Source organism: Sphingomonas sp. HT-1, assembly GCF_048568905.1.
Lineage (GTDB): Bacteria > Pseudomonadota > Alphaproteobacteria > Sphingomonadales > Sphingomonadaceae > Sphingomonas.
The window spans coordinates 1,107,907-1,133,433 of sequence record NZ_CP183770.1; the positions used below are offsets into that span (position 1 = coordinate 1,107,907).

At 63.6% G+C, this 25,527-nt stretch carries 20 protein-coding genes; 7 read left to right on the top strand and 13 right to left on the bottom strand.

Features of this window, described 5'->3' with window-relative positions:
* Nucleotides 1-101 precede the first annotated feature (101 nt).
* On the bottom strand, nt 102-437 hold the full coding sequence (locus ACNFJ7_RS05280; protein ID WP_026009144.1) for a VOC family protein: 336 nt from the start codon (nt 435-437) through the stop codon (nt 102-104).
* A gap of 55 nt (nt 438-492) precedes the next feature.
* Here ACNFJ7_RS05280 and ACNFJ7_RS05285 point away from each other — a divergent pair, with 55 nt between their 5' ends.
* Nucleotides 493-1,563 (top strand): PA0069 family radical SAM protein, encoded by a 1,071-nt coding sequence (locus ACNFJ7_RS05285; protein ID WP_019369541.1) that lies wholly within the window; start codon nt 493-495, stop codon nt 1,561-1,563.
* Here ACNFJ7_RS05285 and ACNFJ7_RS05290 read toward each other — a convergent pair.
* A complete protein-coding gene (locus ACNFJ7_RS05290; RefSeq protein WP_019369542.1) occupies nt 1,560-2,756 on the bottom strand; it encodes an SGNH/GDSL hydrolase family protein in 1,197 nt (398 codons plus the stop codon). The genes ACNFJ7_RS05285 and ACNFJ7_RS05290 overlap by 4 nt on opposite strands.
* A 177-nt stretch (nt 2,757-2,933) precedes the next feature.
* Between ACNFJ7_RS05290 and ACNFJ7_RS05295 the strand changes: the two genes are divergently transcribed.
* Entirely contained in the window at nt 2,934-5,549 is a 2,616-nt protein-coding gene (locus tag ACNFJ7_RS05295) for a M1 family metallopeptidase (RefSeq protein ID WP_019369543.1), read from the top strand.
* Nucleotides 5,550-5,599: 50 nt separating this feature from the next.
* Here ACNFJ7_RS05295 and ACNFJ7_RS05300 read toward each other — a convergent pair whose 3' ends face one another.
* The 6 genes from ACNFJ7_RS05300 to ACNFJ7_RS05325 form a co-directional block, all read right to left on the bottom strand.
* Nucleotides 5,600-7,192: a long-chain fatty acid--CoA ligase gene (locus ACNFJ7_RS05300; RefSeq protein WP_019369544.1), complete on the bottom strand. Its 1,593-nt coding sequence runs from the start codon at nt 7,190-7,192 to the stop codon at nt 5,600-5,602.
* A 294-nt stretch (nt 7,193-7,486) separates the two neighbouring features.
* Nucleotides 7,487-10,966: a DNA polymerase III subunit alpha gene (gene dnaE, locus ACNFJ7_RS05305; protein WP_026009146.1), complete on the bottom strand. Its 3,480-nt coding sequence runs from the start codon at nt 10,964-10,966 to the stop codon at nt 7,487-7,489.
* A gap of 194 nt (nt 10,967-11,160) precedes the next feature.
* A complete protein-coding gene (locus ACNFJ7_RS05310) occupies nt 11,161-11,643 on the bottom strand; it encodes a glutathione peroxidase (RefSeq protein WP_019369546.1) in 483 nt (160 codons plus the stop codon).
* Nucleotides 11,640-12,323, bottom strand: a complete 684-nt coding sequence (locus ACNFJ7_RS05315) for an ABC transporter ATP-binding protein (protein ID WP_019369547.1) — start codon at nt 12,321-12,323, stop codon at nt 11,640-11,642. The genes ACNFJ7_RS05310 and ACNFJ7_RS05315 overlap by 4 nt, the downstream gene beginning before the upstream one ends.
* Nucleotides 12,316-13,566: a lipoprotein-releasing ABC transporter permease subunit gene (locus tag ACNFJ7_RS05320; protein WP_019369548.1), complete on the bottom strand. Its 1,251-nt coding sequence runs from the start codon at nt 13,564-13,566 to the stop codon at nt 12,316-12,318. Before ACNFJ7_RS05320 ends, ACNFJ7_RS05315 begins: the two co-directional genes overlap by 8 nt.
* 420 nt (nt 13,567-13,986) lie before the next feature.
* The gene (locus tag ACNFJ7_RS05325; protein WP_026009148.1) at nt 13,987-16,368 is read right to left on the bottom strand and encodes a TonB-dependent receptor; all 2,382 of its coding nucleotides are present in this window, start codon (nt 16,366-16,368) and stop codon (nt 13,987-13,989) included.
* Nucleotides 16,369-16,604: 236 nt separating this feature from the next.
* Here ACNFJ7_RS05325 and ACNFJ7_RS05330 point away from each other — a divergent pair, with 236 nt between their 5' ends.
* Complete coding sequence (locus ACNFJ7_RS05330) at nt 16,605-17,075, top strand: Hsp20 family protein (RefSeq protein WP_026009149.1); 471 nt, start codon at nt 16,605-16,607, stop codon at nt 17,073-17,075.
* A 98-nt stretch (nt 17,076-17,173) separates the two neighbouring features.
* Here ACNFJ7_RS05330 and ACNFJ7_RS05335 read toward each other — a convergent pair whose 3' ends face one another.
* From ACNFJ7_RS05335 to secG, 5 genes are all read right to left on the bottom strand, one after another.
* The gene (locus ACNFJ7_RS05335; protein WP_019369551.1) at nt 17,174-18,427 is read right to left on the bottom strand and encodes a methyl-accepting chemotaxis protein; all 1,254 of its coding nucleotides are present in this window, start codon (nt 18,425-18,427) and stop codon (nt 17,174-17,176) included.
* Nucleotides 18,324-19,016 carry a Tar ligand binding domain-containing protein gene (locus tag ACNFJ7_RS05340; RefSeq protein ID WP_058805491.1) on the bottom strand — a complete coding sequence of 231 codons (693 nt, stop codon included), beginning with the start codon at nt 19,014-19,016 and terminating at the stop codon, nt 18,324-18,326. Before ACNFJ7_RS05340 ends, ACNFJ7_RS05335 begins: the two co-directional genes overlap by 104 nt.
* A 163-nt stretch (nt 19,017-19,179) precedes the next feature.
* The gene (locus ACNFJ7_RS05345) at nt 19,180-19,809 is read right to left on the bottom strand and encodes a peptidylprolyl isomerase (RefSeq protein ID WP_019369552.1); all 630 of its coding nucleotides are present in this window, start codon (nt 19,807-19,809) and stop codon (nt 19,180-19,182) included.
* Nucleotides 19,810-19,839: 30 nt separating this feature from the next.
* The gene (locus ACNFJ7_RS05350) at nt 19,840-21,471 is read right to left on the bottom strand and encodes a CTP synthase (RefSeq protein ID WP_019369553.1); all 1,632 of its coding nucleotides are present in this window, start codon (nt 21,469-21,471) and stop codon (nt 19,840-19,842) included.
* Nucleotides 21,472-21,577: 106 nt separating this feature from the next.
* Complete coding sequence (secG, locus tag ACNFJ7_RS05355; protein WP_019369554.1) at nt 21,578-21,922, bottom strand: preprotein translocase subunit SecG; 345 nt, start codon at nt 21,920-21,922, stop codon at nt 21,578-21,580.
* Nucleotides 21,923-22,163: 241 nt separating this feature from the next.
* Here secG and ACNFJ7_RS05360 point away from each other — a divergent pair, with 241 nt between their 5' ends.
* From ACNFJ7_RS05360 to zwf, 4 genes are all read left to right on the top strand, one after another.
* On the top strand, nt 22,164-22,517 hold the full coding sequence (locus ACNFJ7_RS05360; protein WP_050990158.1) for a MarR family transcriptional regulator: 354 nt from the start codon (nt 22,164-22,166) through the stop codon (nt 22,515-22,517).
* Between the two features lie 31 nt (nt 22,518-22,548).
* The gene (locus ACNFJ7_RS05365) at nt 22,549-22,827 is read left to right on the top strand and encodes a hypothetical protein (RefSeq protein WP_019369556.1); all 279 of its coding nucleotides are present in this window, start codon (nt 22,549-22,551) and stop codon (nt 22,825-22,827) included.
* A complete protein-coding gene (argC, locus tag ACNFJ7_RS05370; protein WP_019369557.1) occupies nt 22,824-23,762 on the top strand; it encodes an N-acetyl-gamma-glutamyl-phosphate reductase in 939 nt (312 codons plus the stop codon). The genes ACNFJ7_RS05365 and argC overlap by 4 nt, the downstream gene beginning before the upstream one ends.
* Before the next feature lie 116 nt (nt 23,763-23,878).
* The gene (zwf, locus tag ACNFJ7_RS05375; protein ID WP_019369558.1) at nt 23,879-25,339 is read left to right on the top strand and encodes a glucose-6-phosphate dehydrogenase; all 1,461 of its coding nucleotides are present in this window, start codon (nt 23,879-23,881) and stop codon (nt 25,337-25,339) included.
* The last annotated feature ends 188 nt before the right edge of the window (nt 25,340-25,527 follow it).

The window sequence follows — 25,527 nt, forward strand, 5'->3', positions numbered from 1 at the left end:
GAAAAACAGGGGCCCAGGGCCTTAAGCGACGCCCTCTCCTACCCGGCCTCCTGCTGTCGCAACGGCAAGGTGTCACCACGTGGCTCCGACTGGAAGCGACCTCAGTCCTCCACCACCCATGCTGCCAGCTCATGCCCCTGCGGATCTCGGAAGTGGAACCGCCGGCCACCGGGAAAGGCGAAGATCGGCACCGTGACCGTGCCGCCCGCCGCTTCCACTGCTGCAAGCGTCGCTTCCAGATCGTCCACCGCGATCACCGGCAGCAGCTGCGTCCGCCCCTGCGCGTCGCCGTCCAGCCCGACATCGGTGTCGCCGGTCATCGTTGCCGCATAGCTGGGGCCGAAATCGGTGAAGGCCCAGCCGAATGCCTGCCCGTAAAAGGCTTTCAGCCCCGGCACCTCGCCAACCGGTAGTTCCAGATAATTCAAGCGCGCCATCATCACCCCCTTACATGTTCTTGCTTCGTTCTACAGTCCGACGTACATTCACGCAATGGCAAAGAGTCGCCCGGTACGCGGCGCCACGCTTAATGCGGAGAGCGCTCGTTTCAACCTTCCTGCGCGCGAAGCCGATGGTGACTGGCTCGACGCGCAGGCGGTGGTCGACGGCGCGCCGCCGCCGCTCCGCACGAGCGTGACGGTCGAGACGCCGCGGACGATCATCAGCCGCAACCAGTCGCCCGACATCGGCTTTGACCAATCGGTGAATCCCTATCGCGGCTGCGAGCATGGCTGCATTTACTGTTTTGCACGGCCGAGCCACGCCTATCTTGATCTCTCCCCCGGCCTCGATTTCGAAAGCCGGCTGTTCGCCAAGCCGAGCGCGCCTGCGCTGCTTCGCGTCGAACTCGGCAAGCGCGGCTATGTCTGCAAGCCGATCGCATTCGGCACCAATACCGATCCCTATCAACCGATCGAGTCGACGTGGCGGGTCACCCGTGGCTGCCTGGAACTGCTCGCCGAGTGCCGCCACCCCCTGATGATCACCACCAAGTCGAATCGGGTGGTGCGCGATCTCGATCTGCTGGCGCCGATGGCGGCGCAGGGGCTGACGGCGGTGATGCTGTCCGTCACGTCGCTGGACCCGAAGATCGCGATGACGGTGGAACCGCGCGCGCCACGCCCCGAGCGCCGCCTGGCAGCGATCCGCACCCTCGCCGATGCGGGCGTGCCGGTCTTCGTCTCGATGTCGCCGGTGATCCCGCACGTCACCGATCACGAGATGGAGCATATCCTCGAGCGCGCCGCGGAGGCGGGCGCACGCGGCGCCTTCTTCCTGCCGGTCCGTCTCCCCTGGGAAGTCGCCCCGCTATTTCGCGCCTGGCTCGACGCGCATTTCCCCGATCGCGCCGCCAAGGTGATGGCGACCATCCAGTCGATCCGCGGCGGCAAGGACAATGATCCCGCGTTCTTCACGCGGATGCGTGGCCAGGGGCCCTGGGCCGAACTGCTCCGCACCCGCTTCACCCGCGCGGTGAAGCGCTACGGCCTGGAGGGCGAGCGCATCCGCCTGCGAACGGACCTGTTTCGCCCCCCCTCCGGTCCCCAGGGGGAGTTGTTCTAGCGCAGCAGCGCCAGGGGCACCGCGGCCGCCATCGCGCGATAACCGTCGATCGAGGGGTGGAGCCCGTCGCCGCTGTCATATGCCTTGCGCAACCGGGTGGGATCGGCCGGATCGCGCATTGCGGCGTCGAAATCGATCACCGCGTCGAAGTTGCCCGGGGTGCGGATCCAGCGGTTCACCGCCTGGCGGTCCGCTTCGTTCAGCGCATCGGGATGATAGTAAGCGGACGCGGCATAAGGCATGATGGTACCCCCGATCACCTTGATGCCATGCGCATGTGCCCGCGCGACCATCTGCCGATAGGCGTCGATCATCCGCGTCACCAGCAGGGCATGGGCTTCCGCAGTGACCGGCGCATCGCGAGTCAACGTCCCCAGATCGTTCACGCCCTCCAGCACGAGGACATGGGTGACGCCGGGCGGCGTCAGCACGTCGCGGTCGAAACGGGCCAGCGCATTGGGGCCCAGCCCATCGTTGAGCAGCCGGTTGCCGCCGATCCCGGCATTCAGCACGGCAACGTCGCCAAGCCCCGGCGCTGCCCGCAGGCGAGCCTGCAGCGCATCGGTCCACCGCGCATTGGTGTTGGGCTTCACCCCGTAGCCATCAGTGATCGAGTCCCCGAATGCTACGATCGCGCGGGCACGCGGCGCGGCCGCCTCGATCCCGGCAATCTGGTACCAGTGATCGACCGTCTTGGCACCTGGCAGATCGGTGGCGCCGCCCTGGCTGCCGCGCGCCAGATACGAGGTTGCGCGCGAACCCGGATGGCTTGTCTGTACGCCCGGCGCGCTGGGCAGATGGAAGGAGACGGCAAGGTCGGCCCCGCGCGCAGCGTTGAGCTCGACCGGATCGCTCCAATAGTCGGCGCCGGCGGGAATGGTGACCGTCCCGCTGCCGCCAAAGCGCAGCGTACGGAGAGAGGCGGGATCGATCGCGGCACGGGCAGGATCCAGCGCCCGCGCCACAGTGGCGCCGTCCAGGATCAGCGGCGTCGTGCCGAACCGATTGGTGAAGCGGATGCGCACCCTGGTTACCGACAGCGGGACGCGGACGATCTGGCGTAGCGTCGCGTCGGTCAGTTCCTCCTGGGAAAGCGCGTTCGGTCCCTCCGCCACCAGCTGCGCCGTCGCCCAGATCGCGGACCAGCGTTCCCCCGGAGCGGCATGCGCGCCTGCCACCAACAGCAATGCCATGGCGGCACCGCTCACCCATCCTCGCATCCAGCCTCTCCCGAGCATCTTCTGATATCGGTACCATAGCGACGGCGGACGGTGCGGCAAGCGACCAAATCGGAGGGACGTCAGCGGATGTGATATTGCAACATCGAAGCGTCGGACCTAGTCCTGCATGCCGTTTTCGAAGGACCCTTGATGCGCGTTTCCCTGCTCGCCTGCACTGCCCTGTTCGCCCCCAGCCTTGCCCTGGCGCAAACGCCGCAGCCGCAAGGCAAGCTGCCGGATGTCGCCACGCCCGCCGCCTATCGTCTGGATTTCACCATCCTGCCGGAAAAAGACCGCTTCAGCGGCCATACCGAGATCGATGTCGATCTGAAGCAAGCGGCGAGCGCCCTCTGGATGCATGGCCGTGACCTGCGCGTGAGCAAGGCGACGGTGCAGATCGGTAAGAAGCGCATGCCAGTGCGGTTCACGCAAAAAAGCCCGACCGGCCTCGCCCAGCTAGATTTCGGCACTACCGTTCCGGCAGGCCGCGTAACCCTGCGCTTTGATTACGATGCCCCGTTCGGAACGACCACGTCCGGCATGTACCATGTGAAGGTGGACAATGCCTGGTACAGTTGGACCCAGTTCGAATCAATCGATGCCCGCGCCGCCTTCCCGTCCTTCGATCAACCCGGCTACAAGACGCCGTTCACTATTTCGATCACCACCCGGCCCGGCTTTGTGGCCGTCAGCAACGCGCCCCAGGCCAGCATGCGCAAACAGGGAGCGCTGGTGAAACACCAGTTTGCGCCCACCAAGCCGCTGCCCACCTATCTGGTGGCGCTCGTCACCGGCCCATTCGCAACCACCAAGACCAGCATCGCGGCGACGCCGGAGCGCAAGGATCCGATGCCGTTAGGCGTGATCGGCACGCAGCCCAATGCTGGACAGCTGGCCTATGCCCGCGATGAATCGGGCAAGATCGTCGCGCTGCTCGAACGTTATTTCGGTCAGCCCTTCCCCTTCCCCAAGCTCGACCAGATCGGCTCGCCGATCATGCCGGGAGCGATGGAGAATGCCGGCGCCGATATTTATGGCGACGACATTCTGTTCCTGGACGAATCGGCTTCCACCGAACGGAAGCAGGCGTTCGGCATGGTCGTTGCGCACGAATTGTCACACCAATGGTTCGGCGATCTCGTCACTCCGGCTTGGTGGGACGATATCTGGCTGAACGAGAGCTTCGCCAATTGGATGGGCTATCGCATCGGTAACGAATGGCGGCCGGATCTCGAAATGGGCGTCAACGCGATCGAAGAAGGCTTCCAGGCGATGACGCTGGATTCCCTTCCGACCGGGCGACCGATTCACGAGCCAATTTTGCGGGACGGCGATATCGATGCCGCGTTTGATCAGATCACCTATGGCAAGGGCGGCCAGGTGGTTGCGATGATCGCCGACTATATGGGCGACGAACGGTTCCGTGATGGGGTGCGCCTCCACATGCGGCGCCACGCCTATGGCAATGCCACCACCGATCAGTTCTTCACCTCGCTGGCGGATGCCGCCGATGATCCTCGCGTGCTCGCCTCGCTCAAGAGCTTCGTCGACCAGCAGGGCGTGCCCCTCGTCACGCTGCGCCGCGAGGGCGAACGGCTGATCGCCAGCCAGTCGCGCTTTGCCTATTTCGGCACCAACCTGCCCGCGCAGCAATGGTTGATCCCGCTATGCCTGCGCCGCAGCGAAACCAAGAGCTGCACGCTGCTCGATCAGCCGAGCGAAGCGATCGAAGCCAAAGGTAGCGGAACGATCGTGCCCAATGCAGGAGGCTGGGGCTATTATCGCTTCGAACTTGATCCCGCCGATTGGACGGCACTGATCGCCGCTGGCACAACGCTGCCGCAAGGTGAGGCGCTGGCGCTGGACGATAGCGTGTGGGCGAGCTTCTATGCTGGCCGCAGCGACGTGACGCGGCCGATCGCCCTGGCCCGCGCCATGGCCGCGCACCCCGCGCAAAAGATTGTGTTCGACAATGCCGATCGCCTGCGCGGGCTGGAAGCGCGAGGGCTGCTGACGCCGGCGGCGTTGCCCGTCTACCGTAAGCTGATTGTCGATCTCTACAGTCCGATGCTGGCGAAAAGCGGCTTCGATCCCAAGGCGGACGCCCATGCCGGTGAGACTGCCGACGAGCAGGAATTGCGCAGCCGCCTGCTCGACCTGCTCGTCTTTTCCGGGCAGGACGCAGCACTGCGCGCGCAACTGCTGAGCGCATTCGATGCCTGGGCGGCTGGGGACGCCAAGGCATTGGATCCCCAATTTGCGTCAATGGCTGCGGCGGTCGCCATCAACGAACGCGGCTTGGACTACGCCAAGGCACTGCTCGAACAATCGCTTGCCGGCACCAGCACCGTAGATCGCAGCATCGTCGGCGAGGGGATCGCCCGATCTGGACGCGCCGATATCGCACGCTGGTTCCTGAACGAATTCAACGACCCGCGCTTCAGCCCACAGATGCGCGCCAGCGTCGTGGCAGGCTTTTTCCAATCCCCCCACACACGCGATCTCGCCAGCGATGCGATGCTCGCGAACTTCGACACAATGATCAAGGAAAGCGGCAGCGCCGGCATCTTCGCTGCGCGTGCCGTTGCGATGTTCGGCCGGCTCTGCTCGAACGCCCAGGCCGACAAGGTCGACGCCAAGCTGCGTCCCACGCTCCAGGGCAGCACCTTGGCGCTCGATCGCACGCTGGACGGCATTCGAACCTGCGCTCGCTTCCGCGAGGCGAAGACGGAAGCGATCAGCGCAGGGATGCTCGCCGCCCGGTGAGCGGCCTGGTGACGGCGGCTGCGATGCAGTCGTCGCCCCTGGCCTCACGTTCAGGCAGCAGCGAGCGAATAGTCCTTGTAGCGCTGGCGGATCTCCATCTTCAGCAGCTTGCCCGTGGCGGTGTGGGGCAGCGCATCGACGAAGTGGATCTCGTCGGGCAGCCACCATTTCGCGACGTGCGCCGCCAGATGCGCTTGGATCTGCTCGGCCGTCACATCGCTGCCCGGCTTGCGAACTACCAGCAGGATCGGCCGCTCCTCCCAACGCGGGTGGTGCACGCCGATCGCCGCCGCCTCGGCGACGCCTGCGCAGCCCACAGCGCAATTCTCCAGTTCGACCGAGCTGATCCATTCGCCACCGGATTTGATCACGTCCTTGGCGCGATCGGTGATCTGCATTACTCCGTCCGAATGGAGTACGGCGACGTCGCCGGTGTCGAACCAGTTATCGGAGTCGATCGCCGGCGCTTCCTCGCGGAAATACTGGCGGACCACCCAGGGCCCGCGCACCTGCAGCCGCCCGGAGGTCTTGCCGTCGCGCGGCAGCACCTTGCCTTCGTCGTCCACCGTACGCAGTTCGACGCCATAGGGTACTTTGCCCTGCTTGCTGACCTGATCGACCTGGGCGTCGAAGCTCAGTTCGTCCCAGTCGGGCGATGGAGCGCCCATCGTGCCGATCGGGCTCGTCTCGGTCATGCCCCAGGCGTGATTGACGCGCATCCCCATCTTCATCAGTCGCTCGATCATCGCTCGGGGTGCCGCCGAGCCGCCGATGGTGACGATCTTGAGGTATCTCGGCGCCTCGCCGGTCGCGTCGATATGCTGGAACATGGCGAACCACACGGTCGGCACGCCGGCTGAATGAGTCACCTTCTCGCGGTTCATCAATTCGCACAGGACCTTGGGATCATTGACGGCCGAAAACACCATCTTCGCGCCTACCGCCGGTGCGGCCCACGGCAATCCCCAACCAACAGCGTGGAACATCGGCACGATCGGCATCGCGACGGATTGGGTGGAAAGATCGAACTCGGCCGGCTGCAATTCTGTCAGCGCGTGAATAACCGTCGAGCGATGGGTGTAGACCACGCCCTTCGGATTCCCCGTGGTGCCGCTGGTGTAACAGAGCATCATCGGCTCGCGCTCGTCGCCCTGCGCCCAGCTATAGGCACCGTCTTCGGCGCCGATCCAGGCCTCGAACCCCTCGGGCCCGAGATCGTCGAAGCAGATATAATGTTCGATCGTGGTCCATTGCGGCTTCAGCCGCTCGACGACAGGCTCGAACATCCGATCGTAGAGCAACACCCGATCCTCGGCATGATTACCGATAAAGGCGAGTTGATCGTCGAAGAGCCGCGGATTGATGGTGTGGATCAGCGCACCCATGCCGGTTGCGCCATACCAGGCGACGAGGTGCCGGCTGTGGTTCATCGCCAGGGTTGCGACCCGATCCCCCTTGCGGATTCCCATGCGCTCGAGCGCCTGCGCCATCCGCCGCGCGTCGTGCGCGATACCTGCCCAGCTCGTGCGCGTCTCGCTGCCGTCCGCCCACCGCGTGACGATTTCGCGAGGCCCGTGCTCCCGCGCCGCGTGATCGAGCAAGGTGGATACCCGAAGCTCGAAATCTTGCATGCCGCCCAGCATATGCCTCTCCATTGCGTGGCTGTTTTGGGCGCAAGATACGCCTTCACCTGCAGGAGTCGAGAGGGTCGGGTGTTACATTGGGTTTCTGAAAAATGACGTACCGAAAACTCTGCTCCTTTCCCCTCACGCGAGAGGGAGGGGCCGCCGCCAACAGGCGGTGGGAGTAAGAGGGATCGGTTTGCAGGAGCAAATCGCGCGGTGTCTTGCGCCGCTCACCTTCTCGAAGCTGCGCTGATCGCTGAAGCACCAAGCTTCGCTATCCGCCCCCCAATGGCGAGGAGGTACAAGGCCCCGCTACGCCGCCGCCGCCAGCTTCATGCTTGCCGGCATCAGCGAAGCGCCTTTCACGCCGGGCAGCCCCTCGATCCGCGCCGCCAGCTCGGTGTCGAGTCGGAAGCCCCGACCGAGCATCACCGTCGCCTCGCCGCCTTCGATCGGCGCATGGAGCAGGATCTCGCCCCTGCCCCCGCCGCGCAGCTCGCCGACCAGTTCCGCCAGCTGCGGCGGAACCGTGGGATCCTCGATGCGGATCTCCATGATCAACTGGGTCGTACCGGCCAGCGTGTCGAACGGCTGCACCCGTTTCACGGCGGCGCGTGGAGTATCCTCGCCGGGACGCTTGTCGAGTTCGAGCGTCAGGATCGCGCAGCCGGTACCTTTCGCGCACTCCTCCATGTCCTTCGCGATCAACTCGTCGAAGCATGAGGTCTGGATTTGCGCGCTCTTGTCCGAGATCGTCGCCATCAGATACCGGTTGCCGCGCGCCGAGGTGCGGTAGCGGCAATCCTCGATCAGCGCGGCGATCTGGGCTGTGACCCGGGCGCCTTCGGGGATGTTCATCTCCGGGAGCGTGGCGATGTCGCGCACGCCCTGTCCACGGAACAGATGCTCGTATCGGTCGAGCGGATGCGCCGAGAAGTAATAGCCAAAGGCATCCTTCTCGGCGTTGATGCGGTCGGACATGCTCCACACCGCGTCCTTCGGGACGGCGATCCCGCCCCCGGCCGGCTCTGCATCACCGAACAGCCCGCCTTGTCCACTGGTGCGGCTGGCATGGTCGCGCTGGGCAACCGCGAGGATCGTCTCCGCCGCGGCATGCACCCCCGCCCGATTGGGCTCGATGCTGTCGAACGCGCCGGCCGAGGCGAGCGTTTCCAGCTGCCGCTTGTTGAGCACGCGCGGGTCGACCCGCTTGGCGAAATCGTCGAGGCTGGCGAAACGGCCATTCTTCTCGCGCTCCTCAACCAGCAACTCCATCGCCCGTTCGCCCACGCCCTTGAGCGCGCCGAGCGCGTAGCGCACCGCGAGCCCCTCGCCCTGCGCCTGCACGGTGAAATCCGCCTCGCTAGCGTTGATGTCGGGCGACAGCGCCTCGATGCCAAGCCGCCGCATGTCGTCGGCGAACACCGCCAGCTTGTCGGTCTGGTGAATGTCGTACGCCATTGATGCGGCGAAGAATTCGTGCGGATGGTGCGCCTTGAGCCACGCCGTCTGGTACGCCAGCAAGGCGTAGGCAGCGGCATGCGACTTGTTGAAGCCATAGCCGGCGAACTTGTCGATCAAGTCGAACAGCTCGTTGGCCTTGGCCGCCGGAATGTCGTTCACTTCCTTGCAGCCCTTGACGAAGATGCTGCGCTGCGCATCCATCTCCGCCTTGACCTTCTTGCCCATCGCGCGCCGCAGCATGTCTGCGCCGCCCAGGGTATAGCCGGCGAGGATCTGCGCGGCCTGCATCACCTGTTCCTGATAGACGAAGATCCCGTAGGTCTCCTTCAGGATCGGTTCGAGCAGGTCGTGCGGATAGACGATCGGCTCCCGCCCCGCCTTGCGCGCGCCAAAGGTCGGGATGTTGTCCATCGGGCCCGGGCGGTAGAGCGAGACGAGCGCGACGATGTCGCCGAAATTGGTCGGCCGCACCGCGGTCAGCGTACGCCGCATGCCTTCGGATTCGAGCTGGAACACGCCCACCGTGTCACCGCGCTGGAGAAGCGCATAGACGCCCTCGTCGTCCCAATCGAGCCGGTCGAGGTTCACGTCGACGCCGCGCTTGGCGAGCAGCACGACCGCCTTTTTGAGCACCGAGAGCGTCTTGAGGCCGAGAAAGTCGAACTTCACCAGCCCGGCGCCCTCGACATTCTTCATGTCGAACTGGGTCACCGGCATGTCCGAGCGCGGATCGCGATACAGCGGCACCAGCTGCGCAAGCGGCCGGTCGCCGATCACCACGCCGGCGGCGTGGGTCGAGCTGTGGCGCGGCAGGCCCTCCATCCGCATCGACAGGTCGACAAGGCGCTTCACATCCTCGTTGCCGTTATATTCGGCGAGGAACTCGCTGACGCCGTTCAGCGTGCGCTCCAGCGTCCAGGGGTCGGTCGGGTGGTTCGGGATCTGCTTGGCGAGGCGATCGACCTGGCCATAGCTCATCTGCAGCACGCGCCCGACGTCCTTGATCACCGCGCGCGCCTTCATCGTCCCGAAGGTGATGATCTGCGCCACGTGATCGCGGCCGTATTTTTCCTGAACATAGCGGATCACTTCGCCGCGCCGGGTTTCGCAGAAGTCGATGTCGAAGTCGGGCATCGAAACGCGTTCCGGATTGAGGAAGCGTTCGAACAGCAGACCGAGCTTGAGCGGATCGAGATCGGTGATGGTCAGCGCCCAGGCGACCGCCGAGCCCGCGCCCGAACCACGCCCCGGCCCCACCGGAATGTCGTTCGATTTCGCCCATTGGATGAAGTCGGCGACGATCAGGAAGTAGCCCGGGAAGCCCATCTGGATGATGATGTCGAGCTCGAACTGGAGGCGCTGGTTGTACACCTCCACTTCCGCCGGATCGGTGATGCCGGCGAATTGGAGTCGCTGGCGCAGGCCCTCCCAGCTGCGCTCGCGCAGCATTGCCGCTTCCCCTTCACGGTCGCCGGCGAGGCTGGGCAGGATTGGCTTGCGTTTGGGCGCGGCATAGGCGCACCGCTGGGCGACTACGAGCGTGTTCTCAATCGCCTCGGGCAGATCTGCGAACACAGTCTTCATCGTCTCGGCCGGCTTCAGCCAGGCCTCAGGTGAGGAGCGCGGGCGATCGTCCGTTTCCAGATATGTCGAGTTGGCTATGCACAGCATCGCGTCATGCGCGCTGTAGAAATCGGCCTCGGCGAAGCAGGCCGGGTTGGTGCCGACCAGCGGCAGGTTCCGCGCATACGCCAGGTCGATGAGCTTCACCTCAGCACGAGTCTCTACCTCGTTGTTGCGCCGAGCTATCTCTACGTAGAGCCGCTCCGGGAACAGCGCTCCCAACTGGCTGGCATAGGCCTCGGCGGTTTTGTCCTGCCCTTCGGCATAGAGCCGAGCGAGCGCCCCCTCTGCCCCGGCGGTGAGGCAGATCAGCCCGTCAGTATACCCCTCCAACGCCGCAAAGGGCACATGCGCATTCTCCTCGATCGGGCGATCGAGATGCGCTTGCGAGACAAGGTGGCAGAGGTTTTCATAGCCGGTCTGGTCCTGCGCATAGAGCGCGAGCCAGTCGATCGGCACGTTCAGCCCTTCGGCCAGGTTCGAGCGCTTCACCGCCAGCAGCGTGCCGACGATCGGCTGGACACCCGCTTTTTTGGCCGCATCCGAAAAGCTCATTGCTGCATAGAGGCCGTTGCGATCGGCGACTGCGATGGCAGGGAAGCCGTGGCTCTTGGCGTGCTTGGCGACCGCCTTGGGGTCGATCGCCCCCTCAAGCATTGTGTAGCAGGAGAAAACCCGAAGAGGGACGAAACCGGAATGCGCCATGCCCGAACCTAGGGTGTGCCGTGCCACTTTGCCAAGCCGGCGCGCCGCTTCTCCACAGCTTTTCGCACCGGACGTAATGCTAGGGACAATCCCTTAAGACGACGATAAAGATGGCGGAACCTGTCCGATTGTGGGATAATCGTGGCGCGGTCGGAAGCTTGCAACCTCCCGATTTCCGGCCGCACCGCAATTCTTTAAAGGAGCGACTCGATAGTCGCGGCTAAGTCCCGCGGCGGCTTGGTAGGAGCATAGCGCCCCACGACATCACCACTGCGATCGACCAGGAACTTGGTGAAATTCCATTTTATAACTTCGGTCCCTAGCACGCCCGGCGCTTCGAACTTTAGCCGATCGAACAACGGCGCAGTATTGCTGCCATTCACATCGATCTTGCCGAAAACGGGGAACGTCACGTTGTATGTGGTGGAACAGAATTGCGCGATGTCTTCCGCATTTCCGGGTTCCTGTCCACCGAACTGGTTACAGGGAAAGGCAAGCACGGCGAATCCGCGATCGCGATAGGCGCGCCATAGCTGCTCGAGTTCGGCATATTGGGGGGTAAAGCCGCATTTCGACGCAGTGTTGACCACCAGCAGGACCTTGCCGGCGTAGGCAGCCAGATCGCCAATGCTGCCATCGGAAAAGGTTACCGGCGTCGCGGTGATGGGATCGCTCAAGCTGCTTCCTCCAGTCTGCCCTCGTGCAGTCTCACCACGCGATCCATGCGCGCCGCAAGTCGCTCGTTGTGCGTGGCGACCAGCGCAGCCGATCCTTCGTTCCGTACAAGATTCAGGAACTCGTCGAACACACGATTCGATGTGGCTTCGTCTAGGTTGCCAGTCGGCTCGTCCGCCAGCACCAGCGGCGGACGGTTGGCCAGCGCGCGCGCGACGGCAACACGTTGCTGCTCGCCCCCCGACAGCTGGTTCGGCCGGTGGGTCAGCCGGTGGCCTAGGCCTAGTAGCGTCAGCAAGTCGGTAGCCCGCGCCTGTGCGTCCGCGCGCGGCGCGCCGCGGATAAGCTGCGGCAGGATGACGTTTTCGGTGGCGTCGAAATCTGGCAGCAGATGGTGGAATTGATAGACGAAGCCCAGCCGATCTCGCCGCACTTCGGTGCGACCGCTTGCGCTGAGCTTTGCCGCTTCTTCGCCCACGATGCGGATCGATCCTTCGAAGCCGCCTTCGAGCAACCCCACCGCCTGCAGCAACGTCGACTTGCCCGACCCCGATGGGCCGAGCAGCGCCACGATCTCGCCCGGCTGCACGTCGAGATCAACACCGCGCAGCACGTCGATGCGGACGCCACCCTGCTCGAAGCTGCGGCGGAGGTCCCGCGTCTGGAGAACCGGATCATTCATAGCGCAGCACCTGGACAGGATCGGTACTCGCCGCCTTCCACGCCGGGTACAAGGTAGCGAGGAAGGTGAAGAGCAAGGCCATCGCGCAGATCGCGATCGTCTGCAGCGGATCGGTCTTGGCAGGCAACTCGGTCAGGAATCGCATCTGCGGGTCCCATACTTTCTGTCCGGTCACTGCGCCGATCGCCCAGACGACCTTCTCGCGATAGGTGATGAAGAAGAAGGCAAGCACGCCACCCGCGCCGACACCCAGCGCGCCGATCGCGGTACCGACAGTGACAAAGATCCGCATCATGCTGCCCCGCGTCGCCCCCATTGTTCGCAGCACGGCGATGTCGCGCGTCTTGGCGCGCACCAGCATGATCAGCGAAGAGATAATGTTGAACGCAGCGACGACCAAGATGATCGACAGGATCGTGAACGATACCACGCGGTCCACGGCCAGCGCCTCAAAAAGCTCACGGTTCATCTGCCGCCAGTCGGTGATCTGGCCGGCGTTGCTCACCTTGTCGGCCAGCGGGCCTACCAGCTTTTCGATCTGATCCGGATTGCTTGTATCGATCCGAACCATCCCCACCGAGTCGCCCATCAGCAACAGCGTCTGCGCGTCGCTCATGGGCATGATGATGTAGGCCTTGTCATAGTCATACACCCCCACTTCAAAGATGGCGGCGATGCGATACTGTACGATTCGCGGCATGGTGCCGAAAGGCGTTGCCGATCCCTGCGGATTGATGATCGAAATTTGACTGCCGATCGTTGCTCCCAGCGCCTCCGCCAGGCGGGACCCGATCGCGATCTGTTCGCTGCCAGGCTTCAGGTTCCGGAAGGATCCCAGGATCTCCTTCCCCTTTAGCGTCGGGTTGTTAAGGATGTCCTCCGTCCGCAGACCGCGCACCAGCGCAAATTCTACTCGACCGTTATAGCTTGCGAACAGCGGCTGCTCGATCAGCGGGGTGGCGGCGGTTACGCCGGGAATGGCCTTCGCCTCGTCTGCGATACGGCGCCAGTCGCGCAGCTGGCCACCATAGCCCTGCACCACGGCATGGCCATTGAGGCCGGCAATCTTGTCGAACAGTTCGGCGCGGAACCCGTTCATGACACTCATCACGACGATCAGTGCCGCAACCCCCAACATCACCGCTACCAGGCTAAACCCAGCAACCACGGCGATGAAGGCTTCACTGCGTCCGGGCAGCAGGTAGCGGCGGGCGATCATCCGCTCGTAGCGCGATATCAGCATGCGGCTGCTCTAAGGCCCATTCGCGCGCAGGGGAAGCGCCCTGTTGCTATTTCGACACAGGGCGTGGGCAAACTGCTTACGCCAGCCTGTCGACGGGTGACAAAGCAATGCTGGGATCGTACCAGAACAGCGTCGAAACGCAGGCACCAAAGGCCACGGTTCGGGGAGGCTCCCAGCTCCACTTGCAAGCAAATGCAGGTGTTTAGAAGCGGGATCCTGTTAAGGGGGCTGACGAGCATTCGTCACGCAGGCGCCCGGATCGGAAACGGTCCGGGCGTTTGTCTTTTCCAAAGCCTGGGCCTGCTGACCCCCTAGCTTTCCCAACTGCAACATCATGGAACGGGTATCGGGCGGAGCAGGCTGCCCTGCCCCGCCCGCTAACCTCTCCCGGCCAAGGCTAGAGGCCAGACGGTCACCCGATCAGAACGAACCGCTGATCGTGAACCCCCAAGTGCGCGGATCGCCAGGCTGCCCGACGATCAAGCCGGTATTGCCCGATTGCACCGACAGCAGCTCGAAATAGCGCTTGTCGAATGCGTTCCGCACCCAAGCGAAGGCATTCACCCTGCCCTGACGATAGCCGATGCGGAAATTGGACAGCGAATAGGCGGCGATCCAGGTATAAGCCGAAGGCGATGGGTTCGACGAGAAGCGCGATCGCCAGCTGCCATCATAACCGAGATAGGCCTGACCTTCCGCAACCGGCGCGTTCACCTCTCCGCCGAAGCCGAAGGCCCATTTCGAGATTCCCGGCAGCACCTGACCCGAAATGTCGCAATTGGTCGGACTGTTCGCTCCCCCGGAAAGCTCTGGCGGGCACGGCGCGTCGCGGAACCGGATATATCTGGCATCGGTGAACGCGCCATTGGCATAGATCTTGAGCCGATCGCTGGGCTGAACGTTGGAGTCGAATTCGAAGCCGCGCACGCGCACCTTGTCGGCATTCGCCAGATAGCCGCGGATCACGCCCAACTGGCCGTTGGTGACTGTCGCCTGATAGTCGTTCACTTCCGTCCAGAAGCCGGCAAGGTTCAAAGTCGCGCGCCGGTCGAAGAACTGGGTCTTCAGGCCGATTTCATAATGGTTCACCTTTTCGGGCTTCACCGTCACGGCGGCGAGGATAGGGTTGTTGTTCGCGTCCAACGGCAGGCCAGATAGGTTGATACCACCCGATTTAAAGCTGCGCGCATAGGTGGCGTACCCATGCACGTCGCGATCGAAGTCATAGGAGATGGTGACGTCTCCGGAGACGTTCCAGTCGCTGAACCGCGGCGAATAGCTTTGCAGCGCGAGCACCCCGCGCTGGTCGGCATTCAGCGTCGTGCTGCCGGTGCCGGTCGTCACCGTAGCGACATAGGAGCCGCTCTTCTTGTCGTAATTCAGTCGCAAGCCGGGTTGCACCCGAAGTTTCGGCAGCACCTCCCAATTGAGCTTGCCGAACAAGGCAAGGCTCGTGTTGTCGAAGCAGATCGTGTTTCGGGACGTAAGGCCGTTCAACACGGCGGGGTTACAAGCATTCGCGGTTAGTGTCGCACAGCCGCTTGCACCCGGTGCGACATTGCCCGGATTGAGCAGCCATCGGCTCGCCGCCGGCCCCTGCACCTGCGATCCCTGCGTATCGATCGTCTGGTGGAACAGGAACAGACCGGCGGTGTAATCCAGCCTACTCTTGCCATTAGAAGCAATGCGCAGCTCCTGCGTCACCTGCTTCTGCTGCGACGGATTCTGTGAAACGGTGGTGATCGGCAGCCCAACGAAATCCCGATCGTTGGCGGGCTTCCAATCCCAATAGCGCCAAGCGCTTACCGATGTAACGGTCGCGCTGCCCAAGTCCCAATTCGCAACCAGCGACGCACCGCCTATCTCCTGGCGCGAATTGATGTCGGCATCGAGATCGGTCTTGCGATCGAACGGATCGGTGCTGGGCGGGGCATAGCCGAACGCAGCCGCCAATGCGGCATATTGCCGGTTGAGCGGGCGCTGCGTCGCGCCGACCCGCGCGTAATATTGGACGCAGCACAGCGGGTTCTGCAGGTTGAAATCGCCCGACAGCGTCAGGTCCAGATTGGAAGCGGCACGCCACAGCAACTGGCCGCGCAATCCATAATTATCCAGCCGATGCAGATAGCTGTCGGTCGTGGTGTTGTATATCGTGCCGCGTCGGCGGGATACCGAGGTAGACAGTCGGACCGCCAGCTTCTCGTCGGCGATGGACGCCGAGGCCGCCCCCTTCAACTGTACGAAATTGTAGTTGCCAAGCGTCGCTTCATAGCGAACCTCTGGCGTGAAACTCGGCGCCCGCGTGGTGATGTTAATCGCGCCAGCGGTGGTATTCTTACCGTACAGCGTACCTTGCGGACCGCGCAGCACCTCCACCCGCTGGACGTCGACGAAATCGAAGGTCGAGGCACCTACGCGACCGATATACACGCCGTCGACATAGAAGCCGACACCTTTCTCGATGCCATCGTTTGTCAGGCCAAACGGCGCGCCGAGACCACGGATATTGATGGCCGTGTTGCGAGGGTTGCTGGAATAAAATTGCAGGGCCGGCTGCGATTGCTGGATGCGGCTGACGTTGAAGGCGCTGCTTTCCGCCAGAGACTCCCCTGTGAGGACGGAAATGGCAAGCGGCACTTCTTGCACCCGCTCCTCGCGGCGGCGGGCCGTAACGACAATCTCCCCGCTCTGCGCCAACTCCTGCAAAGGATCAGCGGACACTGCCTCCGGCTCGGGAGAGCCATGCGGGCCGCCCTGCGCACCTCCAGCGGCAAGCAGCAGCGAAATCAGCGCCAAACTCATTATCGTCCCCTTGATTGCATCGCGGTCAAATCTCCACCGAACAACTATGATTTAGCGAACAAGGAGATGTTTAGCGGCCCGAAGCGTCGTTTGCTCCGCTCCCGAACGCCCTTGAAACTCCCAAACCCCGTGCCAAGATAAGGTTCAGCAGGATGCCGAGAGGGTTCTGCCTGGTGCCGCAAGTTGTTGAGCACCTCAAAATGCGACGTACCAATTGCTCATAGGAGGATATGAAGATGCGTCAGTTCGACTTTACACCATTTCGTCGGTCGGCGATCGGCTTCGATCGCCTCTTCGACTTGCTCGAGGCCAGCGCACGCCAGACCAGTTCTGAAAACTACCCGCCCTTCAACCTGGAGCGTATTGCGGAAGATCGCTACCGAATCACAATCGCGGTTGCCGGCTTTAAGGCAGACGAAATCGACATTACCGCGCAGCAGAACCTGCTGTTGGTGGCTGGCAAGAAGGCCGGGGAAAATGAGAACAACCAGGGCAATTATCTGCACCTGGGCATTGCCAACCGCAGCTTCGAGCGCCGTTTCGAGCTCGCCGATTTCGTGCGGGTGGAGAATGCGCACTTGGCCGACGGCCTGCTGACGATCGAGCTGCTGCGCGAAGTGCCCGAGGCGATGAAGCCCAAGAAGATCCAGGTGGGTACCAGCAGCGACGCGGCCGCAATCGATCATCGTACAGCCGACGCTGCCTGATCCTCACGCAAAAGCTCGCGGCGTCCCCCTCCCTTTGGCGTCGCGACGGGGCGTCCGGGCAATAGTCCGGGCGCCCTTTCTATGTGCCGCGTACGCCATCAGAACGATGCCCAGTCCGCGTTATCCGCCAGTGCCGGCTCGGCGAATAGCGGCATGACTGCCGAGGCGTAGCCGGCCCGCGCGGAAGAGGACGCAACCATGGTTGTCGAGCGCTGCCGCCAAACCGTGCCAACATCGAAGCGACGCGCCTGTTCGATCAGCGACTGCACTTCGCCGGAAAGGTTGCGTGCTGCCGCGGAGGTCTGCTCCACCATAGCTGCATTTTGCTCTGTAGACTGGTCCATCGTGCCTACCGCGGACGAGATCTCCGTGATGGCAGTCGACTGCGCCTGGTTGTCGGTCGCCAAGTTGGACAGAAGGGCGTGAACGCCGGCCACGTCCTCGGCTATCCCGGCAAGCGCGCCATCCACCTTCTGCACCATGTCCACGGCAGTGACGATTTCGGTCTGGGTGGCGGTAAGCTGGTCGCGGGCGCACCCCGCTTCCTCTTCCGCCCGCATCGCCAGTGCCGACACCAGATCCGCGACCACGGCAAAGCCCCGGCCTGCCTCGCCCGCACGGCCGGCTTCCACTGCGGCATTCATCGCCAGCACGCGAGTCTGGAACGCAATCTTGTCGAGCCCCTCAATCACGCTGTCGATGCCCTTGGCGCTTTCAGCGACGCGCGTCATCGACTGCACCGCCGCATCGGTGGTTTCGCGTCCGCTGCCCACCGTTGCGGTCGCTCCATCGGCGCGCGCGACGGTTTCCGAAGCTGCCCGGGCCGATACCTTCAGCCGCTGGTCTATCTGTGCAATCGCAGCAGCTGTCTGTTCCAGGCTCGCGGCATTCGCCTCGGTTCGCCGAGCGAGATCCTCCGAGGCTTGCGCGATCTGTCCGGAGCCGCTGTTGATCGCCGCCGCGCTTTCCAGCACCGATCCGATCAGACCGCGCAAGCTACTCAAGGCGGCGTTAAAATCTTGGCGGACCGCCTCATAGTCCCTTGGAAACGGATCGCGTATGTCGCGGGTGAGATCACCGGCCGAGATCGCCGAGATAGCGGCGCGCAACGCTCCGGTGATTTGTGCCTGGTCAGCGGCATTCTCCTCCTCAGCGCGCGCCTGGTCGACTGCGGCGCGACGGAACACCTCACAGGCCCGCGCCATGCGGCCGATCTCGTCCAGCTGAGTCGTGTAAGGGATGCTCGCGTCATGTGTAGCGGCCAGCGCTTCCATCGCGTCCGCCAGCGTACCGATCGGCTGGATGATGCTCTTGCGCGCAATCTGAAGCGCGAAAAACCACACGCCGGCCACAACGATACCAATCGCGATCGCGATCCAGGCCACCATGGCGGTTGAACGTACCGGCATCGCCCGTCACCTCGCCCGCGATCCGGATCTGCTCGCTCACCAGCGCGGACATCGCATCGGAAACAGGATCGATCGCTGCGTACAGCCGGCGGACCACGAACGCGTCCAGCGCAGCACGGTCCTTGCGGTTGAGGATTTGCTCCAGCGCATCGACCTCGGCTTCGGCCTTCCGAATCTGCGCTTCGGTCTGGTCGGCGAGTTCCGCTTCGTGGCCCTTGATCGACGTTGCGCGATAGGCCTTCCAGTTTTCGGCGGCGCGGGCGCGGCCTTCGTGGACCCGACGTTCGGCCTCAGCCATGGTGAAATTACCATTCCGCGCCTTATGCGACGCATCGACGATGCTCACCGCATAGGCATCGGCAACCACCTTCAATTGGCGGAGCGGCAGCACCCGATCAGCCAAAAGAGTCTCGAACTTGGCCGTGTTCGAGCGCACGCTGAGGTTCAGCGTCGCGATCGTGCAGAGAAAGGCCGCAGCGAACAACGCCAGACAGAACATGAGCTTCGCACGGATCGTGTACCTGGCCAACATTGCGTCTTTGTCTCCCCGCACGGAGCGCGGGCAGCATGATGCCGCCCGTCGCAACGATTGGAAACGTTATAGCAATAAATCGAGCGCCCCGGCGGTTGCGACCGGCTTTAACCTTCATTTTCAGTTAGATTGCGGGTGGAAGCTCTGCTTGCGCCCCTTTACCTCAGTTTGCTGGCTTCAGCCCCAGCAGCCACGGCTTCACTCGGCCGGTAGGTTTGGCAACGCCATCCAGTCGCTCGGCCCGCACGATCGTTACCGGTTTCAGGATCATCTGGCCCTTCATCACGTCGCGACCGCCACCGCTCGGCAGCGCGAGAATGCGCCGGACCACGTCCATGCCGCCTATGACACGCCCGAATGCCGCAAATCCCCGGTTGGCGCCGCGCGCGTCGAGGCCCGGATTATCGCCGACCATGATCGAGAAGTTGCCGTTCGCGGAGTCAGGATTGGGCCCGTGCGCCATCGAGATGCTCCCGCTCAGGTGGCGCAGCCCTGTCCGGCTGGTCGGCTCGAGCGGCAGCGGCTCCAGCATTCGGCGCGCATCGGTACCGATCCCACCCTGGATGAAGCCCTGCGTGGGATCGGCCTTGCGCCGAGCGGTGCGGTAAAAGGTCGTGCCCTCCAACCGCCCATCATCGACATAAGCGAGGAAATTGGCGACTGTCTTCGGCGCGTGCCGCGCATCCAGCGCGACGATGATGTTGCCAGCACTCGTCACCAGCCGCACCCGCACCTGACCAGGCGCTGCCTGCCGCTGGGACGCCGGCGCGGCTGCAATCGCCAACAGCGCCAACCCGGTAACCAATCCTCGCCGCAGCACGCCTCAGACGAGCCGCGAGTGTTTCACCGCCGCTTCGATGAAGCTGGCGAACAGCGGGTGCGGATCGAACGGCTTCGACTTGAGCTCCGGATGGAACTGCACCCCGACGAACCAAGGATGGTCCGGCCGCTCCACTATCTCCGGTAAGGTGCCGTCCGGCGACATGCCGGAGAAAACAAGGCCGCCCTGCTCCAGCACCGGCTTGTAGGCCGTGTTAACCTCATAACGATGGCGGTGACGTTCGCTGATCGCATCGGTGCCGTAGATCGATGCAACGACGCTGTTACCGCCCAACTTCGCCGGATAGGCTCCGAGCCGCATCGTCCCGCCCAGGTCGCCGCCCGCTTCGCGCTTCTGCAATCCGTCGGCGGTCATCCATTCGGTGATCATGCCAACCACCGGCTGCTCTGTCGGGCCAAATTCGGTGGTCGAGGCATTGGCGACCCCCTCGGCACGCACGCCTTCGATACAGGCCATCTGCATGCCCAGGCAAATTCCGAAGAACGGTACACCACGCTCACGCGCAAAGCGCACACCGGCGATCTTCCCTTCGCTGCCGCGCTCGCCGAAGCCGCCGGGCACGAGAATGCCGTGCATCGGCTCCAGCATCGCCGCGACCTCGGCCTGCTCCTGCTCGAACAGTTCGGCATCGAGCCAGCGGATGTTCACCTTCACTTGGTTGGCGATGCCGCCATGCACGAGAGCTTCGGTCAGCGACTTATAGGCATCCGGCACGCCCATATATTTGCCAACGACGCCGATCGTCACTTCGCCTTCTGGATTCTCCAGCCGCTCGACGATGCCGCTCCAGCGGGCAAGGTCCGGCGAGGGACCCGGCTCGATGCCGAACGCCTTGAGCACTTCGACGTCGAGACCTTCGCCATGATATTGCAGGGGCACGGCATAGATGCTCTTGGCGTCCAGCGCGGGAATGACGGCGGATGCCGGCACGTTGCAGAACTGCGCTATCTTCGCGCGCTCGCCGGCCGGCAGCGGCCGCTCGGCACGGCACACCAGCACGTCGGGCTGTACGCCCAGCGCCGCCAGTTCTCGCACGCTGTGCTGGGTCGGTTTGGTCTTCAGCTCGCCGGCGGCGGCAATGTACGGCACCAGCGTCACGTGGATGCTGACGGTCTGGCCGCGGCCGAGATCGTTGCGGAGCTGGCGAATCGCCTCGATGAACGGCAGCGATTCGATGTCGCCCACCGTGCCGCCGATCTCGCACAGCACGAAATCGAGATCCTCGGTCTCGGCCTGGGCGAACGCCTTGATCGCGTCGGTCACGTGCGGGACCACCTGCACGGTGGCGCCCAGATAGTCGCCGCGGCGCTCGCGCTCGATGATCGTCTTGTAGATCCGGCCCGAGGTGACGTTGTCCGCCTGGCGCGCGGTCACGCCGGTGAAGCGCTCGTAATGGCCGAGGTCGAGGTCGGTCTCCGCGCCGTCGTCGGTGACGTACACCTCACCATGCTGGTGCGGCGACATCGTGCCGGGATCGACATTGAGATAGGGATCGAACTTGCGGATGCGGACTCGATAGCCACGGGCCTGGAGCAGCGCCGCGAGGCTCGCTGCCATGAGACCCTTGCCGAGCGAGGAGACCACGCCGCCGGTGATGAAAATGTACCGCGCCATGGGAGAAAACGCCTAACGTCAAAGGGCGCAGACCGGCAAGCGTAAGAATCCGCCGGCTGCGCAAATTTTATGATGGATCTGCCACCGAAGCGGCAGAAAACGAAGTTTACTGGCTGAACGGAACCTGGCCGTTGCCGACGGGCTCTTGCGCCGGAACCGGGTCGGTTGCCGGTGCCACTGCTGCCGGGGCGGCTTGGCGCTGCAGCGTCGGATCGATCGTCGTCGAGTGCCGGGTCGCTGCCAGGAACGCGAGCAGGATGCTCATCGCGATGAACGCGGTGGCTAGAATAGCAGTGGATCGGGTAAGGAAATCGGCCGCACCACGCGCCGACATGAGCCCGGCAGGGCTACCGCCCGTGGTAAGGCCGCCCCCCTCGGACTTCTGCAGAAGGATCACCGTCACCAGCAGGGCGGCGATGATGAACTGAACGACGAGGAGGAAGGTGAACATGAATGTGTCGGAGCCCGTATTTTGAAGTCGGCGACATAGGCGAGCATGTCCACGCAATCAACTGCCTGTTCCCCCGCCCTCTCCGCTGTGGGCGCGCAACTCCATGCACTGCCTGCATTTTCGCCTACGTTTTCACGCAACATTTCGCACACGCACTGAAACCTAGTCGCAAAATGCGCGTTTGTTTGAACGGTTCGATGCCGTGCCGGGCCTGAAACGAACGAGTGATGCTGTGAACGCTATGTCCGAACAGACCCTGGGGTCATGGAAGAATACGCTGATTGACTATGTGCGTTCGGGAGAGCCCGACCTCACCAATCGACAAATGGCGTTACTGATGCTTGTGTATCTCGATCCCGGCCCCCATACGGTGCGCGGATTGGCGCGGGCGCTGAACGTGTCCAAGCCGGTCGTCACCCGCGCCTTGAATCGGCTGGGCACGCTCGGCTATCTGCGCCGCCAACGTGACGACACCGACAAGCGCAACATCTTCGTAGCGCGCACCGCGGAAGGGGCAGAGTTTCTTGCAGAGTTCGGGCATTTCCTCGCTGGCAACCACCTCAGCGAGCCAGTCCCACAGCGCGCCGACGCGTAAACGGGTAGCTCTCGACGGGCGGTCGGCAACGATGGACCCGCGCATCGACGCGGTTCGGCCCGACCTTGCCGACATCCGCCTCGCCGGACGGGTGTTCGCACCCCATTACGCAGCGCCGCTGCCGCGTGTCGTGCAGGGCGAAACGCCCCTGTACGACACGCCCAGCCGCACCGAACCGCCACTGCACCTGCTTCGGAAAGGCGATGTCTTCGAAGTGCTGGAGTTCGCCGGCGGCAAGGCGTGGGGCGTTGCGCCTGGGCCCGCGCTGGTCGGCTATATCGATGCTTCGGCGTTAGGGGAAACCGAATGATCGTGCAGGTTTTCATCGATGGGGCTGCTGGCACCACCGGGCTCGAGATCCGCGAACGGCTTGCCGGCAGGCCCGAAATCCAGGTGCTTCTGCTCGACGATCAGGAACGCAAGAACCCCGCGAAGCGTGAAGAGGCGCTGAATGCCGCGGACTTCGTGATCCTATGCTTACCCGACGATGCCGCACGCGAAGCAGTAGCGATGATTCGCAACGATCGCACGCGGGTCATCGACGCCTCTACCGCATTTCGCACGGCGCCCGAGTGGGTTTACGGCTTCGCCGAGCTGGAACCGGGTCAGGCGGCCGCGATCGCCGAAGCGCCGCGGGTAAGCAATCCCGGCTGCTACCCTACCGGTTTTCTGGCGCTTGTCCGCCCGTTGATACGCGCTGGGTTGATCCCACACGATTTCCCGCTGAGCGTGAACGCGGTCTCCGGCTATTCGGGCGGCGGCCGCTCGATGATATCGGAGTTCGAAGAAACCGGCCCGGGTCACACCGGCACAGCGTTCCGTCCCTACGGTCTGGCACTCGCGCATAAGCACGTTCCGGAAATGCAGAAGCACGCCCGGATCGTGCACCCGCCGATATTCATGCCGTCGGTTGCACGCACTTATCGCGGCATGGTCGTGGAAGTGCCGCTCCCTCTGTTCGCATTCACGCGCAAGCCCTCCGTCGAAGCGCTCGAGAACGTGCTGCGCGATTCCTATCGCGATTCGCCGGTCGTGCAGGTGCTCGCGACCGATGTGCCAACGATCGCGATCGAGGAAAATGCCGGCACCGATCGGCTCTCGATTCGCGTGTTCGGCAATGACGAGACCCGCCAAGCGCGGCTGATCGCGACGCTCGACAATCTCGGCAAGGGGGCGGCCGGCGCCGCGGTGCAGAACCTGAACATCATGGCTGGCCTCGAATCTACTGCCGGCCTAGTCCTTTAGCGAGACGGTCCTACCGGATCGAGGAGGATTTCGCCTCCGCCGGCTTGCTATTCACCCCTTCGACTTGATCTTTCGGCCGCATTGGTGTCTCGCGGGGCGAACCAATCATGAGGGAAATGATGCAGCAGCCCGTAGGCAAATTGCTTCTGTTCGGCGCCACCGGCGATCTCGCCCAGCGGATGCTGCTCCCCTCGCTTTACGCGCTGCACGCCGACGGGCTGCTGCCCCCCGATCTTACCATCACCGGCACCGCGCGCTCCGATCACGACGACGAGGGCTATCGCGCCTTTGCTGCCAAGGCGTTGGATCAATTCCTTCCGGCGGACCGGAAAGACGACAGCGCTGTCCAGGGCTTCCTTCAGCGACTGTTCTACCAGACGCTCGATGCCTCGACCATCGAAGGCTATGCCGCACTCAAGGAGAAGATCGGCGACATCTCCGGCGGCCTCGCGATCTTCCTGTCGACCGCGCCTTGGCTATTTGGCCCCACTATCAAGGGACTCGAATCGGCAGGGCTTGCGGGCGAGAACGTCCGCATCAGCCTCGAAAAGCCGCTGGGTCGCGACCTCGCCTCCAGCCGCGAGATAAACGACATCGTCGCGGAAGCCTTCCCGGAGGAGCGCACCTTCCGCATTGACCATTATCTGGGCAAGGAAACCGTCCAGAACATCCTCGCGCTGCGCTTCGGCAATTCGCTGTTCGAGCCGGTGTGGAACGCCCGCGGCATCGACAGCGTGCAGATTACCGTATCGGAGACGGTCGGTCTCGAAGGGCGTGCTGGCTTCTATGACGATACCGGCGCGCTGCGCGACATGGTACAGAATCATATCCTCCAGCTAGTCGCCCTAATCGCGATGGAACCCCCTGCCCGCTTCGACGGCACTTCGATTCGCGACGAGAAGGTCAAGGTCCTGCGTTCGCTCCGCAAGATCGCGGCGGCAGATGCACCCAACCTTACCGTGGTCGGCCAGTATGGCGGAGGCGCTGTAAAGGGGCAGATCGTCCGCGACTATGCCACCGATCTCGGTAAGGAGTCGCGCACCGAGACCTTCGTCGCGATCAAGGCGCATGTCGACAACTGGCGCTGGCAGGGCGTGCCCTTCTATCTTCGCACCGGCAAGCGGCTGGCCGAGCGCCGCTCCGAAATCGTCATCCAATTCAAGCCGGTGCCGCACTCGATTTTCGCCGAGCGCGGCGGCATGCTCCAGCCAAACGCACTGGTGATTCGCCTCCAGCCAGAGGAATATGTCCAACTGCTGGTGATGGCCAAGCAGCCCGGCCTTGATCGCGAAGGCTATCGCCTGCGCGAAGTGCCGCTGAACCTCAGCCTCGACGCCGAGTTCGCCGGAACCCGCCGCCGCATCGCCTATGAACGCCTGCTGCTCGATCTGATCGAAGGCGATCCCACGCTGTTCGTCCGCCGCGACGAAGTGGAAGCGCAGTGGGAGTGGGTGGACGCGATCCGCGCCGGCTGGGATGCGAACGATCTGAAACCGAAGCCCTATGCCTCCGGCAGCTGGGGTCCGTCTCTTTCGATCGCGCTCACCGAGCGCGATGGGGTACACTGGCACGAATGAGCAGGGCGAGCGTCTTTTCCACCTTCGCGCCCCTCCCGCTCTTGGGAGGGCTCGGTCGAGGGATCGACATGGAGAAGGCATCTTCGACGGTTCGGCATGCGAACCGTCGATTTCCGCCCCAAGCCTCTCCCGCGAGCGGGAGGGAGCAATGGCGGAACATCCATCTTACATCGGACCCGCGCGGCAAC

Coding starts and splice junctions, on each gene's coding strand:
- ACNFJ7_RS05280 (WP_026009144.1), bottom strand. CDS start 437: ATGGCGCGCTTGAATTATCTGGAACTACCGGTTGGCGAGGTGCCGGGG.
- ACNFJ7_RS05285 (WP_019369541.1), top strand. CDS start 493: ATGGCAAAGAGTCGCCCGGTACGCGGCGCCACGCTTAATGCGGAGAGC.
- ACNFJ7_RS05290 (WP_019369542.1), bottom strand. CDS start 2,756: ATGGCATTGCTGTTGGTGGCAGGCGCGCATGCCGCTCCGGGGGAACGC.
- ACNFJ7_RS05295 (WP_019369543.1), top strand. CDS start 2,934: ATGCGCGTTTCCCTGCTCGCCTGCACTGCCCTGTTCGCCCCCAGCCTT.
- ACNFJ7_RS05300 (WP_019369544.1), bottom strand. CDS start 7,192: ATGCTGGGCGGCATGCAAGATTTCGAGCTTCGGGTATCCACCTTGCTC.
- dnaE (WP_026009146.1), bottom strand. CDS start 10,966: ATGGCGCATTCCGGTTTCGTCCCTCTTCGGGTTTTCTCCTGCTACACA.
- ACNFJ7_RS05315 (WP_019369547.1), bottom strand. CDS start 12,323: ATGAATGATCCGGTTCTCCAGACGCGGGACCTCCGCCGCAGCTTCGAG.
- ACNFJ7_RS05320 (WP_019369548.1), bottom strand. CDS start 13,566: ATGCTGATATCGCGCTACGAGCGGATGATCGCCCGCCGCTACCTGCTG.
- ACNFJ7_RS05325 (WP_026009148.1), bottom strand. CDS start 16,368: ATGAGTTTGGCGCTGATTTCGCTGCTGCTTGCCGCTGGAGGTGCGCAG.
- ACNFJ7_RS05330 (WP_026009149.1), top strand. CDS start 16,605: ATGCGTCAGTTCGACTTTACACCATTTCGTCGGTCGGCGATCGGCTTC.
- ACNFJ7_RS05340 (WP_058805491.1), bottom strand. CDS start 19,016: ATGTTGGCCAGGTACACGATCCGTGCGAAGCTCATGTTCTGTCTGGCG.
- ACNFJ7_RS05350 (WP_019369553.1), bottom strand. CDS start 21,471: ATGGCGCGGTACATTTTCATCACCGGCGGCGTGGTCTCCTCGCTCGGC.
- secG (WP_019369554.1), bottom strand. CDS start 21,922: ATGTTCACCTTCCTCCTCGTCGTTCAGTTCATCATCGCCGCCCTGCTG.
- ACNFJ7_RS05360 (WP_050990158.1), top strand. CDS start 22,164: ATGTCCGAACAGACCCTGGGGTCATGGAAGAATACGCTGATTGACTAT.
- ACNFJ7_RS05365 (WP_019369556.1), top strand. CDS start 22,549: ATGGACCCGCGCATCGACGCGGTTCGGCCCGACCTTGCCGACATCCGC.
- argC (WP_019369557.1), top strand. CDS start 22,824: ATGATCGTGCAGGTTTTCATCGATGGGGCTGCTGGCACCACCGGGCTC.
- zwf (WP_019369558.1), top strand. CDS start 23,879: ATGATGCAGCAGCCCGTAGGCAAATTGCTTCTGTTCGGCGCCACCGGC.